Source organism: Nocardiopsis prasina DSM 43845 (assembly GCF_000341265.1).
In the GTDB taxonomy this organism is placed as follows: domain Bacteria; phylum Actinomycetota; class Actinomycetes; order Streptosporangiales; family Streptosporangiaceae; genus Nocardiopsis; species Nocardiopsis prasina.
This window is the reverse complement of the sequence record NZ_ANAE01000090.1, coordinates 42,459-60,278: the sequence shown is the minus strand read 5'-3', so window position 1 is coordinate 60,278 and position 17,820 is coordinate 42,459. Positions and strand designations below refer to the sequence as shown.

At 73.1% G+C, this 17,820-nt stretch carries 13 protein-coding genes, 1 pseudogene and 1 riboswitch; of the genes and pseudogenes, 4 read left to right on the top strand and 10 right to left on the bottom strand.

Annotation, left to right across the window (positions count from 1 at the left end; genetic code table 11):
- Nucleotides 1–744, top strand: a pseudogene (locus D452_RS0106940) (serine/threonine protein kinase); the annotation flags it as partial.
- Between the two features lie 74 nt (nt 745–818).
- On the opposite strand, the gene D452_RS0106935 reads toward D452_RS0106940, so the two are convergent.
- From D452_RS0106935 to D452_RS0106915, 5 genes are read right to left on the bottom strand one after another with little or no spacing between them, the layout of a single operon-like run.
- A complete protein-coding gene (locus D452_RS0106935) occupies nt 819–2,147 on the bottom strand; it encodes a transporter (protein WP_017543428.1) in 1,329 nt (442 codons plus the stop codon).
- Complete coding sequence (locus tag D452_RS27835) at nt 2,144–2,839, bottom strand: hypothetical protein (protein WP_017543427.1); 696 nt, start codon at nt 2,837–2,839, stop codon at nt 2,144–2,146. Before D452_RS27835 ends, D452_RS0106935 begins: the two co-directional genes overlap by 4 nt.
- Entirely contained in the window at nt 2,836–5,016 is a 2,181-nt protein-coding gene (locus tag D452_RS0106925) for a hydantoinase/oxoprolinase family protein (RefSeq protein ID WP_017543426.1), read from the bottom strand. The genes D452_RS27835 and D452_RS0106925 overlap by 4 nt, the downstream gene beginning before the upstream one ends.
- Nucleotides 5,017–5,066: 50 nt before the next feature.
- Nucleotides 5,067–6,689 carry an FAD-dependent oxidoreductase gene (locus D452_RS0106920; RefSeq protein WP_017543425.1) on the bottom strand — a complete coding sequence of 541 codons (1,623 nt, stop codon included), beginning with the start codon at nt 6,687–6,689 and terminating at the stop codon, nt 5,067–5,069.
- Nucleotide 6,690: 1 nt separating this feature from the next.
- Nucleotides 6,691–7,773: a LacI family DNA-binding transcriptional regulator gene (locus D452_RS0106915; RefSeq protein WP_017543424.1), complete on the bottom strand. Its 1,083-nt coding sequence runs from the start codon at nt 7,771–7,773 to the stop codon at nt 6,691–6,693.
- 213 nt (nt 7,774–7,986) lie between these two features.
- On the opposite strand from D452_RS0106915, the gene D452_RS0106910 reads away from it, so the two are divergent.
- Nucleotides 7,987–9,033: a glycoside hydrolase family protein gene (locus D452_RS0106910; protein WP_017543423.1), complete on the top strand. Its 1,047-nt coding sequence runs from the start codon at nt 7,987–7,989 to the stop codon at nt 9,031–9,033.
- 79 nt (nt 9,034–9,112) lie between these two features.
- Here D452_RS0106910 and D452_RS0106905 read toward each other — a convergent pair whose 3' ends face one another.
- Nucleotides 9,113–10,054: a sucrase ferredoxin gene (locus D452_RS0106905; RefSeq protein ID WP_017543422.1), complete on the bottom strand. Its 942-nt coding sequence runs from the start codon at nt 10,052–10,054 to the stop codon at nt 9,113–9,115.
- Between the two features lie 709 nt (nt 10,055–10,763).
- Between D452_RS0106905 and D452_RS0106900 the strand changes: the two genes are divergently transcribed.
- Entirely contained in the window at nt 10,764–12,224 is a 1,461-nt protein-coding gene (locus D452_RS0106900; protein ID WP_017543421.1) for an aldehyde dehydrogenase family protein, read from the top strand.
- Here the strand turns inward: D452_RS0106900 and D452_RS0106895 are convergent.
- Both D452_RS0106895 and D452_RS0106890 read right to left on the bottom strand, forming a co-directional pair.
- A complete protein-coding gene (locus D452_RS0106895; RefSeq protein ID WP_017543420.1) occupies nt 12,221–13,018 on the bottom strand; it encodes an SDR family oxidoreductase in 798 nt (265 codons plus the stop codon). The genes D452_RS0106900 and D452_RS0106895 overlap by 4 nt on opposite strands.
- A 72-nt stretch (nt 13,019–13,090) precedes the next feature.
- The gene (locus D452_RS0106890; protein ID WP_040693252.1) at nt 13,091–14,023 is read right to left on the bottom strand and encodes a LysR family transcriptional regulator; all 933 of its coding nucleotides are present in this window, start codon (nt 14,021–14,023) and stop codon (nt 13,091–13,093) included.
- Between the two features lie 69 nt (nt 14,024–14,092).
- On the opposite strand from D452_RS0106890, the gene D452_RS0106885 reads away from it, so the two are divergent.
- On the top strand, nt 14,093–15,322 hold the full coding sequence (locus D452_RS0106885) for an MFS transporter (protein WP_017543418.1): 1,230 nt from the start codon (nt 14,093–14,095) through the stop codon (nt 15,320–15,322).
- Between the two features lie 32 nt (nt 15,323–15,354).
- Here D452_RS0106885 and D452_RS0106880 read toward each other — a convergent pair whose 3' ends face one another.
- Nucleotides 15,355–16,695 (bottom strand): DUF2254 domain-containing protein, encoded by a 1,341-nt coding sequence (locus D452_RS0106880; RefSeq protein ID WP_017543417.1) that lies wholly within the window; start codon nt 16,693–16,695, stop codon nt 15,355–15,357.
- A 54-nt stretch (nt 16,696–16,749) separates the two neighbouring features.
- Nucleotides 16,750–17,526 (bottom strand): thioesterase family protein, encoded by a 777-nt coding sequence (locus D452_RS0106875; RefSeq protein ID WP_017543416.1) that lies wholly within the window; start codon nt 17,524–17,526, stop codon nt 16,750–16,752.
- A gap of 162 nt (nt 17,527–17,688) precedes the next feature.
- Nucleotides 17,689–17,807, top strand: a riboswitch (SAM riboswitch).
- Nucleotides 17,808–17,820: the final 13 nt, after the last annotated feature.

The following is a 17,820-nucleotide window of genomic DNA, read 5'->3' as shown; positions in this document are numbered from 1 at the left end:
GCTCCCCACCAGCCCACGGCGGGCTTCCCGGGGACCCAGGCGCCGGGTCAGCCCGGCCAGGTCCCGCCCACGGCCCAGTTCCAGCAGACGCAGCAGTACCAGCAGACCCAGCAGTACGGTCAGGGTGGCCAGGGCGGGCCGAGCGAGGAGGACCCCTACGCGGACCTCTACGGCGGGCGCCGCGACCAGCGCACCGACCCGCGCCAGCAGCCGGACGGCCAGTACCGCCAGGCCGAGCAACAGCGTCAGCGGCAGATGGAGCAGCAGCGCCAGCGCCAGGAGCAGCAACGTCGCTCCCAGGAACAGCAGGAGGAGCAGCGGCGCCGCCAGGAGGCCGAGCGCGCCCACCGCGACCGGATGCGGGCCGAGCAGGACGCCGCCCGCCGGGCCCAGGCCGAGGCGCGCCGTGCCGACCAGCCGGGGCTGTGGGGCTTCGTGAAGCTGCTGCCGCTGATGATCATCCCGCTGATCCAGATCCCCCTGGGGTACGGGGCGGCGCTGGCGTGGGCGTGGTTCACGGCCGAGGCCGATATGTGGACCGGCTCCGTCTTCTACTTCGAGCCGTGGAGCGTCGACGGGTTCCTCCACGCGATGATGCTGGGTTACTTCCTGCTCAACAACATGGTGTCCCTGGAGTATCTGATCCGCTCGCTGCGGACGTCCTTCGTGGTGGGCGCGGTGTTGGCGCTGGCCGCGATGGCCGCCACGAACTTCCTGTTGTTCAGCTTCGGCTTCTGGGGCTGACCTTCCGAACCGACCCTGGGCGAGGGGGTGGTGGGACCGCGCGGTCCCACCACCCCCTTCCTCGTCTCCGCGGGTCAGAGCAGGTAGAGGAAGACCACCAGGACGAGTCCGGCCACGGCGATCACCCAGGTGTAGGGCAGGGTGGAGAGCATGGACCGCTCGGGCCGCACCCCCGCGTACTGCGAGGCCCACACCGTCTGCGTGCTGGTGGGGTCGGACACCCCCAGCACCTGGCCGTAGGAGGCCATCAGCCCCAGCACGGCGGGAGCGGGGTAGATGTGCCCCGAGACGAGCACCCCGGCCACCCCCGCGCCGAGCCCGAAGATGTTCATCGGACCCCGGTAGAGGCTCAACGGCACCAGGAGCGCGAACACCAGGACGAACAGCCAGGGGCTGCTCGGGCTGATCAGTGTGACCACCGGGCTGAGCGCGGTGACCGCGCCGGGCAGTCCCACGGCGGCGAGCAGCATGCCGATCGCGATGAACAGCACGATGGGCGGGGCCGCCACGTCGAAGGCCCGGTAGAGGGTGCGCAGCGCCGTCGCGGACGCCTCCCGCCACGGGACGGCCGTGAACAGGGCGAAGACCACACCGGCCAGCAGTGACGGGATGATGGGGACCTCGAACCCCAGCGCCAGAACGATCGGGACCAGCGGTGTGACCAGCGCGTACCAGGGGGCGTCACCGCGCCGACGCCGCCGCTCGGCCGCCCGCTCCCGGCGGGTGGCGGGACGGTCGGAGCCGCCGCCGGACGCGGCGGGCACACGCACCGACCACGTGTGCCGTGCGCCCCTGCGCCGCATTTCGACGAGGATGTACGCCAGCCCGCCCACCAGGGCGATCGGGAACAGCCGCAGCTGGAAGTGCTGGACGGTGGAGACGGGTACGCCGATGGCGTCGGACAGGAACTGCCAGTTGATCAGTTCCAGGGGCACACCGGCGGCAATCCCCACCAGCACGGTCCCGGCGGCGACGGTCGGGGTCACCCCCACGGCGATCATGGCGGGGATGCCGACGACTCCGGCGAGCATCGCGGCCGGTGCGGAGCCGGTGATGCTGCCGCACAGGATCGCGACGAGGAACACCCCGACGGCCACGACCGAGGGGCGTTCACCGCCGAACTCCACGATCTTGCGGACCAGGGTCGAGGCGATGCCGGTCTCGGACATCAGGGTGCCCAGCCAGCTGCCCAGGAGGATGGCGATCATGGTCGCCGACAGGCGCGGTGCCCCCTCCTGGAGGACGGTCCCGACGACGCTGTCCTCCTCTCCGGTGAGCGGGGCTCCGGCGATCAGCGCGATCGCGACGGAGAGCAGAACGAGGGCGAACGCGGTGGGCAGGCGGCGGGTCAGCATGAGGCTGACGCCCACCGCCATGGCGAACAGGATGCCGAAGGCGGTCACGGGTGGTCTCCGGGAGGGGTGCTGGGTCCCGGCCGGTGCGGGCCCCTGTGGACGAGGGAGGCCGCGATGGCGGCCGTGAGCGCGATCGGGCTGCGGCGCAGGGAACAGCGGTGGTGGGCGTAGGCGTGCGCGGCGATCTCGTCGGCGCCGACCACGTGGCCGCGCAGGCGCAGCGGCCCGATCCGCAGCGCGGTGTGGTCGATCCTCCGGCGCAGGGCCCGGCCGCGCTCACCGTGCAGCAGGCGGTGCGCCTCCTCGTGGGCGAGTGCGGCCCGGCGCACGGCCGCGCGCGGGTAGTCCGGGCCCCACCCGGCGGCGCTGGCGACGCGCTGGGCGTAGTCGAGGGCGTCGGTGTAGACCACGACGAGGGACCCCGAGGAACGGTGCAGGTACTCGGCGAGCAGGATCTGGTCGGTGCGGACCCCGCCCCGGGCCTGCTCGGTCACCTCGACGTCCGTCACGTGCCCGGAGGTGTCCGGGACGTCGGCCATCTCGCGGCCGAACTCCAGGGCGTGTCCTGCCCAGGCGAGCAGGTCCGCCCGCTCCCGGCCCTCGTGAGTGGGGGTGAGTGCGAGCAGGTCGGCGGCGAGCTCCTCCTCCGGAGTACGCGCGATGCGCGCGTACCGCTCACGGAGGCTGGGACCGGGGCGCGGGTCCGGGCCGTCGCCGGATCCCGGTACCGGGGCCGTCATCGGCGCCGCTCCATGAGGACCACCACGGGCTCCTCGGGGCCGCGCCGGGCGATCTCGGTCCCCGCCAGGGCCAGTAGGTGGCCGGGGTCCATCACTCCCGACAGGTCGGCGAGCTTGGGGCCGAGCAGGAGCCACACCGCGGGCGGCACGGCGCCGCCGTCACCGTAGACGGTGCGTTCGGCGACCAGGTCCCGCAGCGCCCCCTCGGCCTGCCCTGCGACGAGGGTGTCCACCTCGGCGTCGGCGCTGTGCAGCCGCACGACCCCCTCCGCGTCGACGACGCGCACGTGCGTGCGGGGGCGGGCGAACCGGCCGAGACGGCCGCCCGGGCGGCGGACCAGGCCCAGGATCCGGTACTGGCCGTTGGCGGCGAACTCGGTGAGGTCGCCGGGGCGGGCGTCCAGGCTGGCGGCGGCAGCGGCGCGCGCGGCCGCCTCGTCGGTGGTGGCCGCGCGGTCCTTGGCGCGCAGCGCGGTGGCGCCGGTGGCCACGGCGGTGACCAGGTTGCGCCGGGGGTCGACGGTGACGTCCACCTCCACTGCGGCCGGGTCGGCGCCCTGGTCGAGGACGGCCCGCTCGGCCTCGGTGCGCACGGTGAGGACGTCGGCGTGGGTGGCGTCGGGGATGATGCGCTCCACGGTCTCGCGGACCAGGGCCAGGGCCACGCCCAGGGGGCTGATCACCTCGCTGTGGGCGGCGATGCGCGCGGCCATGCCCGTGCGTTCGCCCAGGTAGGGGGTGACGGTGGCGGCGCCCCCGCCGCCGCCGACCAGTGAGCACACGTCGCGGTCCAGGCGGTAGTCGTCCACGAGGGCGTCCACCACCTCGGTGACGCGTTCGGTGGCGGTGTGCAGCACCCGGCGGGCGGCGGTCACCGCGTCGGTGCCCAGGGCCTGGGCCAGTGGTTCCAGGGCCAGCCTGGCGGTGGCGGCCTCCGAACGGGCGTGGTCGCCCTCGGGGACCAGCCCGGCGGCGTTGGCCGCGCAGGTGACGGTGAGGGCGAAGCGCCGTCCGCCGGCCTCCAGGACGGCGTGGTCGGCCGGGTCGGAGTCGAGCGGACTCACCAGGGCCAGGCGCGCGCCCCGCAGTTCCTCGGGGTCGGCGAAACAGGCGTAGGGGAGCCCGGCGATGTGCGCGCTGCGCGGGCCGACGCCGGTCAGGGAGGCCGCACCGGGCGCCGTGCTGCTGATCCGGACCAGTGACCCGCCTCCGACACCGACGGTGCGCACGTCCAGCGCGGACAGGTAGGTCTCCCTGCCGCCCAGCTGGGTGTGGCGGATCTGCACGCGGCCGCGCCGGACGACGCTGATGTCGGTGGAGGTGCCCCCGGTCTCCAGGAAGACGCCCTCGCTCACCTTCTCTCCCATGAGGGCCCCGGCGACCCCGGCGGCGGGTCCGGACAGGACCGTGAGCAGGGGGCGGTGGCGCATCTCCGGCAGGGACATCACGCCGCCGTCGCAGCGCATCACCATCAGGGGCGCGCGCACCCCCGCCCGCTGGATGCTGCGTTCGACCAGGTCGGCGGTCTGGAGCATGCGGGGCATCACCCCGGCGTTGAGCGCGGCCGTGCGCGCCCGCTTGCCCAGGCCGTAGAGCCGGGTGATCTCGTGGGTGGCGGTGGCGGGCACTCCGCGCGCGCCCGCGGCCTCCAGTACGGACCGCTCGCCGGCGGGGTCGTCCACGCTGAACGGTTGCACCGCCACGACCACCTCCGCGCCCTCGGAGAGGACGGCGTCCACACTGGCCAGGGCGGCCTCGGTGCTCTCGGGGGTGCGCAGGGCGGCGTAGCGGACCGGGAGGGCGCGGCCGGAGTCGAGTCGCAGCTTGCCCAGGGAGCGCAGGCGCCGGTTGGCCAGGGCGTCGAATCCGGTGCCCACCCCCACGATCCCGATGGTGGCGACGTCGCCCTCCAGCAGGGCGTTGGTGGCCTGGGTGGTGCCGTGCGCGAGGAAGCCGACGTCGTCGGCGCTCACACCGATGTCGTCGAGCAGCCGTTCCAGGGCGGTCATGATGCCGTGGGCGACGCCGTCGGCGTGGTCGTGGCTGGTGGGTACTTTGACCTGTCCCAGGAGGGCGTAGGTGGTGGCGCTGACGGCGACGGCGTCGGTGAAGGTTCCGCCGACGTCGATGCCGACGCGTACGGGGTCGCGGGCCGGGGGTGGTGTCGGGTCGCTCATGGGGGGCCTGTCTGTGCGGTGGTGCCTGGGGGGTGCAGCGTGCGCTGACGTCAGTAGCCGCGGACGTCGGGCCAGCTGCGCTCCACGCCGGTACGGTCCAGCAGCGCGGTGAACTCCCGGAGGAGGTCGGTCTTCTCGTGCACGGAGTGCGGCGTGGTGTCGTGGTCCAGGGCGAAGGCGGCCAGCCGCCCGGCGGCTTCGCCGACGTTCCACTCCACGGGGTGCAGACGGAAGCAGCCGTTGGTGATGTGGGTGGTGCCGATGTTCTTGGCGGCGGGCAGGAGGTTGGTCGCGCGTTCGGTCAGGAGCGCTCCCATGGGGATCTCGAAGGGCACGCTGGCGATGTCCACGTAGTTGTCGCCGCCCGTGGACGGGTGCAGGTCGATGCGGTAGCTGCCCACCCCCACCGAGTCGTGGCGCCGCACGATGCCGTGCGGTCCCCGCAGGTCGAGGGAGACGTCCTGCTCGGTGACGGTGGTGACGGCCCTGATCCGACGGGACTCGCGCACGTAGGCGGCCTTGGCCAGCCCGTGCGGTGCGCCGGTGACGTCGGGGCGGGGCCGGAGCCCGGGGAAGCCGGTGCCGCCGTCCGCCCGGGGAGCCTCGGTCTGGAGCCAGTACAGGACCGACAGCGAGAGCTGGCGGGCCTCCTCGTGGGCCCGGCGCACGGTGTCGGCGTCCACCACCCCCTCGATCTCCAGGGCGGGCAGGAGCCAGTAGTCGTTCAGCGGCCAGTTGGCCAGGGTGATGTCGGATGCGAAGGCGCCGGGCGCGTGCAGCCCACGGGCCAGGATCCTGCGGAACCCCCACAGTTCCTTGTCCCCGGCGTCGGCGCTCTGGTCGGCGTCGATCGCGAGCGGGTCCGTCCCGGGGTTGGGCACGAAGGTCCGCGCGACCGGCTCCAGGGTGCGGGGGTCGGGCGCGGAGAAGCCCACCAGCGGCCCGGGCCAGAAGTCCGGCCGGTAGGAACGCCAGAAGTCGTACATGGCCGGGCGCTCGATGGTGTGGTCCTCACCCTCGTGGTGGGACACGGCGAAGCAGTAGGTGATCCCCTGGAGGTTGGCGGGGTCGGCCGTCTCGGGTGCGTGCGGCTCGCCGTGCTCGGACCGGGCCTCGGCCCCGGTGACGTGGGCGATCCCGGCCATCGGCAGCAGGTCGCCGTCCTCGGTGGCGTCCAGGACGTAGGCGGCCTCGACGGTGTGCCGCCCGCCCTCGTGGTCCTCCAGGACCACCGCCCGGACGTGGTCGCCGTCAGCGCTGACCTCCACCGGGCGGTGGCGGAGCAGGACGGTGACGCGCCCCGCCGAGCGGTGGGGGGCCAGCATCTCCTCCAGCACGGCCAGGGCCACGCGGGGCTCGTGGCAGAGCTTGCTCACCCGGCCCGCGCCGGGGTTGAGGTCGCGCTCGGCGGCGGCCTCCGCGCGCAGGGGGTACACGCGACGGTAGTGGTCGCGGATCCCCTCGCGCAGGCGTCGGTAGGAGGCGGTGCATCCGAACCGCTCGATCCACGGGTGCTCGTCCGGGGGTACGGCCTGGGAGGTGAGCTGGCCGCCGATCCAGTCGGTCGGCTCGGTGAGCACCACGCGGCGGCCGGAGTCGGCGGCGGCCAGGGCCGCGGCGACCCCGCCCAGTCCGGCGCCGACCACGAGGATCTCGGTACTGCTGCGGGTCATGTCAGTCCTTTCGGGGGTGGGGCATCGGGGGCCGGGCGAGGGTGGCGCCCTCGACCGGTTCGCAGGGCAGGAGTCGCCGGGTGGGCCCGCAGCGGTCACCCTCGATCAGGCGCAGGAGCAGTCGGACCGCGTCGCGTCCCATCGCGCGCATCGGTACGACGAAGCCGCCGAAGTCCGCCCCTCCTCCCGGGGCCGTGCCCCGGGTTCCGGTGGGCGCGCCGAGCAGGGCCAGGGAGAGGTCCTCGGGGCAGCGCAGTCCCGCGTGGTCGACGGCGGCGCTCAGCCCGTCCAGGGCGGCCCCGGTGTCGGTCTGCTCGACCACCACCGCGGTGACGCCCGCCGCGCGCCAGTCCCGCAGCAGGGCGTCCAGGTCGCTGCCGTCGGTGCGCACCACCAGGTCGGCGGTGTCCAGCCCGGCCTCCCGGGCCCCCTTCAGGACCCCCTCCTCGCGGTCCGCCGACGCCGGGGCCTGGTCGTGTTCGCGCAGGTAGCGCAGGGTGCGGTGGCCCAGGGCGGCGAGCCGGGCCACCACCCCGGCCGAGGCCGACACGTAGTCCGCCCCGACGTAGGGCACGCCGGGTTCGTCGCGGCGGCCGATGTAGACGAAGGGGAATCCGTCCTCGACCAGACGCCGGACGGGTTCCTCGGGCACGTGCCGGCCGAAGAACAGACAGCCGTCGGCCACCCGGACGCGACGGACGGCGGCGGGGTCGTCGGCGCGTTCGGCGGCGCGGGCCGAACCCGTGAACAGGATCAGGTCCTGTCCCTGGGCGGCCGCCTCCTCCTCCACCCCGACCAGGATCGGGTAGTAGGAGTGCGCCACGTCCGTGGGGAAGGTCGAGCTGAAGGTGTACAGGCCGAGCATGGCGTTGGTGGCCGAGGCCAGCCGGGTGGCGACGGGGTCGGGCACGTACCCGAGCTCCTCGGCCGCGTCCAGGACGCTCTGCCGTGTGGGCTTGGCCAGGGCCATGCCGGCGGGTGTGCCGCGCAGGACCAGGGAGACGGTGGCCTGGGAGACACCCGCCAGCCTGGCGATGTCGGACTGGCGGGGTCTGCGCCGTCCGGTCGGCCTGGGATGGTTCACCTGTCACTCCTCCGAGGGGGCGTGCTAATGCGCATTAGTCCATGACTGTGAGCTGGCTCATGCTCGGTGTCAAGGGGAGGAACGCCGATTTCCGGCAGGTGACCGCAGGGTTTCACTAATACGTATTAGGCCCTTGACCGGCGTATCGGCGCTGGTGAACACTCAGGGGTCCTGGAGCGCGTCCCCCGACCCCCGCTCCGGAAGGGACCCGTCATGCCCGACGCCCGCGCGAACCCGGAGAACCAGCCCCCACCACGCCCGTCGTCCTCCAGTGGCCGCGTCGACCGCCGCACGGCGCTGCTCGGGACCGGCGCCGCCGCCCTCCTCGCCACGGGGGCGGTCCCGGCGGCCGCCGCCCACGCCTCGACCACGGCCGCCGACGTCCTGCCCCCGTTCACGTACCTGCGCGAGGCGCTGGACACCTCGTCGCTGGCCTACAACCCGACCGGTGAGCTGATCTTCCCCTGCATCCGGGGGACCGGTGGACGACTGCCCGACGCCCCCGGCCGCTTCCTCCTCTACTACGCCCCGCATGAGGACCCCGGTGGCCTCTGCCTCGCCTACGGCGACGACCTGGAGGGCCCCTTCACCGAACACCCGGGCAACCCGATCGTCTCCAACGTGTGGGAGCCGCACTACAGGGTCAGCCACGTGTCCTCACCGCACGCGCTGTGGAACGCCGAGCACCGGGAGATGTGGCTGTACTTCCACGGGGAGAACCACACCACCCGCCTGGCCCGTTCGAGCGACGGCGTGAACTTCTCCTACGAGGGCGAGGTCCTGACCACGAGCATGGTCCCGGGAACCACCGAGGCCTCCTACGCGCGCGTCTTCGACCACCCCCTGCCCGACCGGGGCGCGCGCTACGTCATGGTGTTCATGCGCAACAGCACCGGGGACAACCGGTCCATCGGCTGGGGGTGGTCGGCGGACGGCATCACGTTCGACTTCGACCCCGAACCGCTGGTCAGCCACGCCGACGTCGGCCTGGCCAATCTGTCCGGCCCGCACCTGGTCATCAGGGGCGGCAGCACCTACGTCGTCTACCACACCGACCGGGGCGACATCCGGATGACGGAGGTGGGCCGGGACTTCGGGACGCGCCGCCACATGGGAGTGGTGCACACCCCGCTGTCCGGTCCGCCGGACTCGGGGCGCTCGGCCGCGCCCTCCTACGCGGTCGACGGCGGCAGGGAGTACATGTTCTACGAGGCGGGGCACCGCCTGGGGGCGACCATCGCCATCGCGCGCTCGGGGTGAGGACCCCGACGTGACGGGGACCGGCCCCGCGCCACGGGGCCGGTCTCCGGCTCGTGTCCCCCAGCTCCCGCGCCCCGGATCAGACCGGGGCGCCGCTGCGCTCCCCGCTGATGTTGCGTACCCGGTGGAAGACCGGACGGGTGGGAGAGAGCGCCGAGCACGTGCTGGGGCACTCCGTGCCCTCCTCGGTCTCCACCTCGACCGAGTACAGGCCGCCGTCGTGGCCCAGGGTGATCCGGGCGCCCGTCTCGGTCTCCTCCTCGGTGAGGTGGGTGAGCGCGTCGACACCCACCGGGAAGCCGAGCCGCGCGCGCAGCGCTGCCTCGGCGGCCTGCGCGGGGGAGGAGTCGGTGCAGCGGCCCCGGTAGTTCTCGGGCAGGACCAGACCGCGCTCGAAGGCGGCGACCGTGTCCTGGGCTCCCTCCGGGGTCAGCCGACCGAAGTAGACGCCCTGGGGCAGGGCCACGAGGTTGGCGGCGAAGCGGTCACCGCCCACGTGGGTGGTCTCCCAGACCTCGGCCTCCCCACCGGCCAGGGCGGCGGCGACCGGGCGGCCCAGCATCGCGCAGCAGGGATCCTTCTTGGCGTGGGTGCAGACCAGGTAGAGGGTGTGGTCCACGGGCTGGCCGAACGCGGGCGGTTCGGGGCGTTCGGCCGCGGTGACGTCGATGTCCAGGAGTTCCGCGAGGTTGTGGAAGTCCACCCTGCGCACCCAGGGGTGCGTGCGGCTGGTGTGAACGAGGTAGGCGCGCAGCGGGCGGCCGTTCCTGGCGCGTTCCCGGGCACCGGGGCGTTTGATGAGCTGGGGGCGGACGTCGCGCCCGGCGATGCGTCGCGACAGCTCCGAGACGACCGCCCTGTCCAGGCCCTCACTGGCGAAGGCCGGATGGCGCCAGGGTCCGTCGTGCTCGATCAGCAGCCATCCGCCGGTACGGCCGGCGGTGCCCGCGATCTGCTCGTCGGTGTAGCGGGCCAGGGCCGAACAGCCTCGTCGGCCGTCCGGGGCGGTGGGTAGCCGCACGGGTCCACGTCCAATCGGGTGGTACTCACTGCTGCGCGCACACGGGGGCTGCGTCGGGGGAGCACCCCGCCGTGTGGCTGTTTGGTTAGGCTACCCTATCCTGTCCTGTGTCCGTGGTCGGGACGGGTGTCGGTGCTCGCGCGTCGGTCGATTCCGTCTCCCGGCCCCCGGTCCCCCCGCTTGGTCCGCGCCCGGCCGCCCCTCTCGGCGGGGCCCGTGGGTTCGCGCGACTGCGGGTTCGACGCTCCGAAGCGGCCCTGACCAGGCCCGGTCGCCCGATCTCGCGGGGTCCGCGTGTCCCCCGCGTGCCCCGGACGCGCCTTGACCCTGTGTCACGGATCACCTAGGTTCGCTTTCAGAACGTGTGTTCGTCAGTCGTACGAGCCTGGCTGGTGCGGCCTCCACCCCTCACGGCCGGAGCCGCGATACGCCCCACCCCCGGACGCGCCTTCGCCCACCCCGGACACGGGCCGGGACGGTCCCGCTCGGCGTGCACCGGCTCCCCGTTCTCGTCCCCGTGCGAACCCGCCATCCGGCACCGTCGTGGTCCTCCGTGCGTGAGGCCGCAGCCCGTTCGCGTGAACGAGGGTGCGCGCCGAACCGCGAAGTCGCCCCAAGGGGAGGAAACCGCGCGGAGCCCGGATCCAGCGCGTCGAACGCGGCACCCACCGGACCACCCACTGCAACCGCCACCCGTAAGGAGACCACCGTGAGCCTGCTCGTCGCCGAGGACCACACGTCCGCCGTCTTCACCGGGGCGTGGACCCCGGCCAAGGGCGGGGACGCCGAGGTCGTCTCACCCTCCACCGGCACCGTCCTGGGCCGCACCGGCATCGCCGGCGCGGAGGACGTCCGGGACGCCGCCGCGCGAGCCGCCCGAGCCCAGGCCGACTGGGCCGCCACCTCCTACGAGCGCCGCGCCGCCGTCCTGCGCCGCGCCGGTGACCTGCTGGAGACCCACGAGGAGGAGATCATCGGCTGGCTGCGCCGCGAGGGCGGGGCCGCCGCCGGGATGGCCGGGTTCCAGGTACACGTCGCCTCGGGTGAGTGCTTCGAGGCGGCCGCCCTGGCCTCCCAGCCGCACGGCGAGATCCTGCGCACCGCCCAACCCCGCCTCAGCTTCTCCCGCCAGGTCCCGGCGGGCGTGGTCGGAGTCATCGCCCCCTTCAACGTCCCGCTCATCCTGGGGATCCGCTCGGTCGCCCCGGCCCTGGCCCTGGGCAACGCCGTCATCCTCAAGCCCGACCCGCGTACCGCGATCTGCGGCGGCGCCGTCCTGGCCGAGGTCTTCCGCCGCGCGGGCGTCCCCGAGGGCGTGTTCCAGGTCCTGCCCGGCGGGGTCGCGGCCGGAGAGGCGCTGGTGGCCGACCCCCACGTGCGCGTCATCTCCTTCACCGGCTCCACCCCGGCCGGACGCCGGGTGGGCGAGGCGGCGGCCCGCCACCTCAAGCGGGCCCACCTGGAACTGGGCGGCAACTCCCCGCTGGTCGTCCTCGACGACGCCGCGGTGGAGCAGGCCGCGTCCATCGGCGCGTGGGGGTCCTTCCTGCACCAGGGGCAGATCTGCATGACCACCGGCCGCCACCTGGTGCACGAGTCGATCGCCGACGCCTACGTGGAACGCCTCGCGGCCAGGGCCGACGCCCTGGTCGTGGGCAGCACCGAGGTGGACGGCGCGGCGTTGGGCCCCGTCATCGACTCCGCCCAGCGCGACAGGATCCACCACCTGGTCACCAGTAGCGTCGAGGCCGGGGCCAGGCTGCGTGCGGGCGGCACCTACGAGGACCTGTACTACCGGCCCACGGTTCTGGACCGGGTGGGGCCGGACACCCCCGCCTACGCGGAGGAGGTGTTCGGCCCGGTCGCGCCGGTGGTGCGCTTCTCCACGGTGGACGAGCTGGTGGAGCTGGCCAACGCCACCGAGTACGGCCTGTCCCTGGGGGTGGTCACCACCAACCCGATGCGCGGCATGGAGATCGCCGACCGCATTCCCAGCGGGATCGTGCACATCAACGACCAGACCGTCGACGACGAGGCGGTGGCGCCTTTCGGCGGGGTGGGGTTCTCCGGCACGGGTGCGCGTTTCGGTGGAACCCGCGCCAACCTGGAGGCCTTCACCGAGACCCAGTGGATCACCATGCGGGCCGACCCCGCCCGCTACCCGTTCTAGGCGGAGATCCCGCCGTCGCTGTTCAGGAGCTGGCCGTTGATCCAGCCTCCCTGGGGTGAACACAGGAAGTCGACCAGGTGCGCGGTGTCGCGCGGGGTGCCCAGGCGCCCCAGCGGGGTGTGCGTGGTGCAGTCGTCGCGCACCTGTTCGGGCATCCACCCGGTGTCCACCGGCCCCGGGTTGATCACGTTCGCGGTCACGCCCAGGTGCGCGAGTTCGCGCGCCGAGGCCAGCACGATCCGGTCCAGCGCGCCCTTGCTCGCCCCGTAGGGGAGGTTGTGCACCACGTGGTCGCTGGTCAGGGCGATGATCCGGCCGCTGCCGTGCTCGTCGCGAAACCGCCGCCCGAACTCGCGCACCAGCAGCCAGGAGGCGCGGGCGTTGACTGCGAAGTGGCGGTCGAAGCTCTCCACTGTGGTGTCCAACAGCCCCGAGTCCACTGACTCGCAGTGGCACATCACCAGCGCGCGCACCGGTCCCAGGCGTCGTTCGACCTTGTCGAGGACGCGCGCGGGCGTCTCGGGGGCGGCGAGGTCGGCCTCGACCGCGACCGTGGCCGCGCCGAGACCGGTCAGTTCGGCGTCGACGGTGTCGGTGGCCCCGCTCTCCACGCCCCACGGCATGCGGTCGTCGTAGGGGGTCCACTGGGTCCTGGCCACGTCCCAGCCGGAGGCCGCCAGGCGCCGGGCTATGGCCGCGCCGATGCCCACGGTGCGGCCCACCCCGGTGACCAGGGCGACGGGACGGACAGTGGGGGAGGCGGTGGCCTCGGCGGGGCTGTGACGAGCGTTCATGGTGACCCATCCTGGCCCCGGAACGTCGCCCCCACAAAGGGTTTTCGGCGTGTTCTCAGGGGCGGCGGCCCGTCATCCCGTGAGATCGGGGATGACCCTCGGGCCCACCCGCCGCACGTAGTCGCGGAACGACGCCACCGCCGGGGGTTCGTACCCTCCGCCGGATCCCTCCTCGGGCCAGACCACCCCCACCGGCCGTTCGGCCTGCCCGTCCCGGATCGCGAGCTCCACGGTCCCGCCCAACGCGCCCTTCGGCCGCGCGGGCAGCACGGACACCCCCAGCCCCGCGGCCACCAGCCCCCTGGCCGTCGCGATGTCGTCGGCCTCGAAGGCCACCCTGGGCGTGAACCCCGCACGGTCACCGAGCCGGTCCGTCAGATGCCGCACACCGCGCCCCGGCTTGAGCAGGATGAACTCGTCGCGCACGTCGGCCAGCGACACGGCCCCGGCACCCGCCAACGGATGGTGTTCGGGCACCACCAACCGCAGGTACTGCGTGTGCAGCACCGCCGAGGCCAGCCCCGGACCCGACGGCAGCGGTGAGGTCAGTGCCAGGTCCGCGCCGCCGGAGGCCACCCGGCGCAACGACTCCGCCCACGCCTCCTGGGTCAGGGTGAACCGCACGCCCGGATGCTCGGCGCGAAACCCCCGCAACAACACCGGCACCACCTCCACCCCCAACGTGGGCAGGAAGGTCAGTGCCACCCGACCCTCCTCGGCACCCGTGAGTTCGGCCACTCCCTGACGCAGGTCGTCCAGTGCTCGCTCCACGTGCGGCAACAGCAACCGACCGGCGCGCGTCAACCGGACGCCTCGCCCCGTGCGCTCCACCAGGGCGATCCCCAGCTCCTCCTGCAAGCGGGACAAGGCCCTGCTCAGCGTGGGCTGGGGCATGTTCAGCGCCTCGGCCGCGTGGGTGATGTGCTCGGTCCGGGCGACCGCCGCGACCATCCGCAACCGGGGTGCCAGAGTCCGGGTCAGCGCGTCCACATCCGGGTCATCCATACACATCAGTATGCAACAACGTGAAAGCATGCATTGGACGTATGAAACCGGCCTTCCTAGCGTTGAAGCATGACCGTGACCAGTTCCCCCATGAACCTCGACCCGCGCCCCCGCGCGGGCACGGCCGCCTACCGGCGCACGGTCATCGCCCTCGTGGCGGCCGCCGTGGCGACCTTCGCCCAACTGTGGTCGGTCCAACCGATCCTGCCCGCCATCGCCGACGGCTTCGGCACCTCCGCCGGGCAGACCGCCCTCGCCGTATCGCTGTCCACCGGAGGCCTGGCCGGGTTCACCCTGATCTGGAGCGGCATCGCCGACCGCGTCGGCCGCGCCCGCGTCATCGTGCTCTCCCTGCTGTTGGCCACCCTCCTGGGCGCCGTCGTGCCCTTCTCCACCGACATCTGGATGCTGCTGCTCCTGCGCACCCTCCAGGGCGCCGCTCTCGGCGGGGTCTCCGCGGCAGCCGTGGCCTACCTCGCCGAGGAGATCCACCCGCGCGACGCACCCAGGGCCACCGGTCTGTACATCGCCGGGAACCCTCTCGGCGGCATGGGCGGCCGACTGCTCGCCGGGTTCGCCGCCGATCACGGCGGCTGGCAGTGGGGGATCGCCGCCAACACCCTCCTCGGCCTGGTCGCCCTCCTGGTGTTCGTCCTGGTCCTGCCGCGCCGACAGTCCGGTCCGCGCCCCCGACCCACAGGCGCCGGAGACCGGTGGGGGGGACGCCTCAAGGCGGCCCTGACCACACGGGGGCTGATCCCCATGTACGCCCAGGCGCTCCTGCTCATGGGCGCGTTCATGGCCGTGTACAACGTCCTCGGCTTCCGCCTCACCGACCAGCCGTTCGGCCTGTCCCAGGCGGTCGCGTCCCTGCTCTTCCTGTCCTACACGGCCGGGATGCTCGGCTCGGGCATGGCGGGCTCCGCCACCCAGCGCTGGGGCAGGTACGGGGTCCTCACCACGGCCACCCTGATGCTCCTGCTCGGCCTGGGCGGGCTGTTCACCACCTCGGTGCTCCTGCTGCTGGTGGCCCTGCTCGTGCTGACCTTCGCGTTCTTCTGCGCCCACGCGACCGCCTCGGCCTGGGTGGGCTCCCATGCGGTCGCCGGTCGCGCGCAGGCGGCGGCCGTCTACACCCTCGCCTACTACCTGGGCGCGAGCCTCTTCGGCTGGCTCGGCGGCGTGGTCTACGACGCGGTCGGCTGGAACGGCACCGTGACCCTGGCCCTGACCCTCACCGCCCTCGCGGGCCTGATCGCCCTGCGTCTGCGCCGCCTGCCCGCCCCGGACCCCGTCTGAGGGCCCCGGACGGCCCGAACGCCCCCGGTCGGTCAGCCCGGGAGGGGCGCGGCTCCCCGCGAACCCCCGCCCAGACCCTGGCGGTCCGGGGTCAGGGCGAACTCCACCAGGTGCCCGGGCAGGTGGTGTTCGCACACCCGGCGCAGCTCCTCCCGGTAGCGCCCCAACGCGGGCCGGTGCTCCTGCGCCACCTCCGCCTCGAGGTCCCGCAGTGCCGCCGCCAGACGCCGGGTCACCTGGGTGTGGCCCTCGCTCTGCAACACCAGTTCGGCGAAGGCCAGGTCCACGAACCCCTCCCAGGAGGGCATCGGCACCCGCACCCGGGGGACACCCCGGCGGTCACACACCGTCCACGCGGGCACCGACACCTCGGAGAACGCAGCCACCAGCGGCTGGACGCGATCAACGCACTGCACGACGGTGGTCGGATCGTTCTCGCCGAACCCCTGGGCCCGCACGCCGATGTCGACGATCTGGCGCAGCCCGAAGGCCGGGTCCTGGTAGGTCGAACGCTCCCGTCCGGTGTGCAGCGTGCGCGCGGCTCGCTCGGGGGCCCGCACCCGGCGGGAGGAGTGCACGACCAGGACCTCCCCGTACCCGGGCACGTAGTCGCCGACGGAGGGGACCACCCGCACGAAGGCGTCGTTGCGCCTGGCCCACCTGGCCAGCGCGCGTTCGTCCACCCAGGTCAGCACCCCCGCCTCCGCATGGGAACGCACCCGGGTGACGAGCGCGCCGGAGGGTCCGCCCTCCACACCCGACGGCGTGCGGGCCAGCAGACGGATCTGCTCCAGCGACCCACGAGCGATGAGGTCCATCACGTAGGTGACCCGCATCAGGTTGACCGTGCTGCCCACGAAGAACAGGAAGCTCACCAGGCACAGAACCAGGAGCAGCACCGCCAGGAACGTCGACAGCAGCGGAACGAAGGGGTGCTCCTCGTCGGAGTACAGCCCGCTCAGATACAGGACCCCCACCGTGTACACGAACGTGCCGAGGAAGACCGTCAGCGTGATCTTGGTGGTCCAGCTGCGCGTGAACAGGTAGATGATGCGCGGGGAGAGCTTGGTGGTGGCCATCTGGATCGCCACCAGCGTGACGCTGAAGACCACACCCATGACCGTGAGCGTCGCGGGACCGATCGTCTGGATGACCGTGCGGCCGCTCTCCACGAGATCGGCGAGGTCCCGGCGCGCCCGCTCCGGATCCCCTCCGTCGAACTCCACCAGGACCGCGCCCACGAGGGCGTCCACTGTGACGATGAGCGGTACCAACAGGGCGAAGAGCACCATGCCCGACACCGGTACCAGGACGAACGACTCACGGACGCGTTCGCCGATCGCCCAACCGGCCAGTCTGCGTGTTCGAGCCATGCTCCGAACCTAGTCATCCGGACGGTGGTCGGGCGTGCGCCGACACGGGTTTCCTCAGCTCAGCGGGCGCACCGTGAGGCACTGCTCGGCCGTCCCGACCTCGCCGAGCCGGTCGTGCAACACCGTGCTGGTCAGCCCCAGACCCGTGGGCCCGAACACCACCCGGGTGTCCAGTCCCACCCAGGGGCCCTCCGGTCGGCGGTGCAGGTGCACGGTGAGATCCACGTTCGGGAACATCCACTCCGTCGGCGCCTGCCGCACGGCGACGCCGTTGGCGGTGTCCACCAGAGCGACGTAGGAGGCCACCGGACCGGCCTGGTCGCCCTGGACCAGCTCGACGTCGGTCGTGAGCCAGGCCGTGCCGCGGCCGCGCCCGGGTTCGCCGACCGGCCGTACGTCGAGCGAGGCGATGTAGCCGCCCGGCCAGAGCGAGCTCATCCGGCGCTGCTTGAGTCCCTCCGGGTCCGGCAGCGGCCCGGCGGCGCCGCCCGCGACCCCACTGGTGTCTCCGGGGGCCAGGAGCCAGGCGCGGGCCCGCACCACCATGCGGTCCTCGGCGAAGACGCGGGCCTCCACCAGCTCGATGGTGCGCCCGGGGCGGAGGGTCTCCACCTCGGCTCGGCACTCGACCATCGGGAGCCTGCCCAGGATGTCGAAGGAGATCCGCGAGAGCAGCAGCCCCCTCCCCGCGGAGTGAGACTCGATCACGTGGGCGATCAGCCCGCCCAGGGGGCTGAAGTGCTGTTCGGTCGTGTTCCAGGCGCCACTGACGTGTTCGGTGGGCAGGTATCGGTCGGCGCCCACCCGGACGAAGTACGCGTTCTGGCCCAAGGTGCTCTCCTGTACGACGGGTTCGTGCCTCCAGCATCATCCACCACCGCTCGAACCGCCCCGTCACCGGAGACCGCTCAATGGGGCCACTGGTGCCCCTGAGAAAAGTGGTGCTTATAACCTTTTTGGTAGGAAAAGTGGTTTTCGTGGTACGTTCCCGCTGGTCATGAGTTCCAGCGACAAGCCCCGGCTGGCTGGACGGCAACCCTCCGCTGCGGTGGGGTGCCCCGGGTGAGGACACGGTCCTCGGAGCACCGGCGCTCCGACGGCAAGCGCAGGAGTCCCTCCTCCACT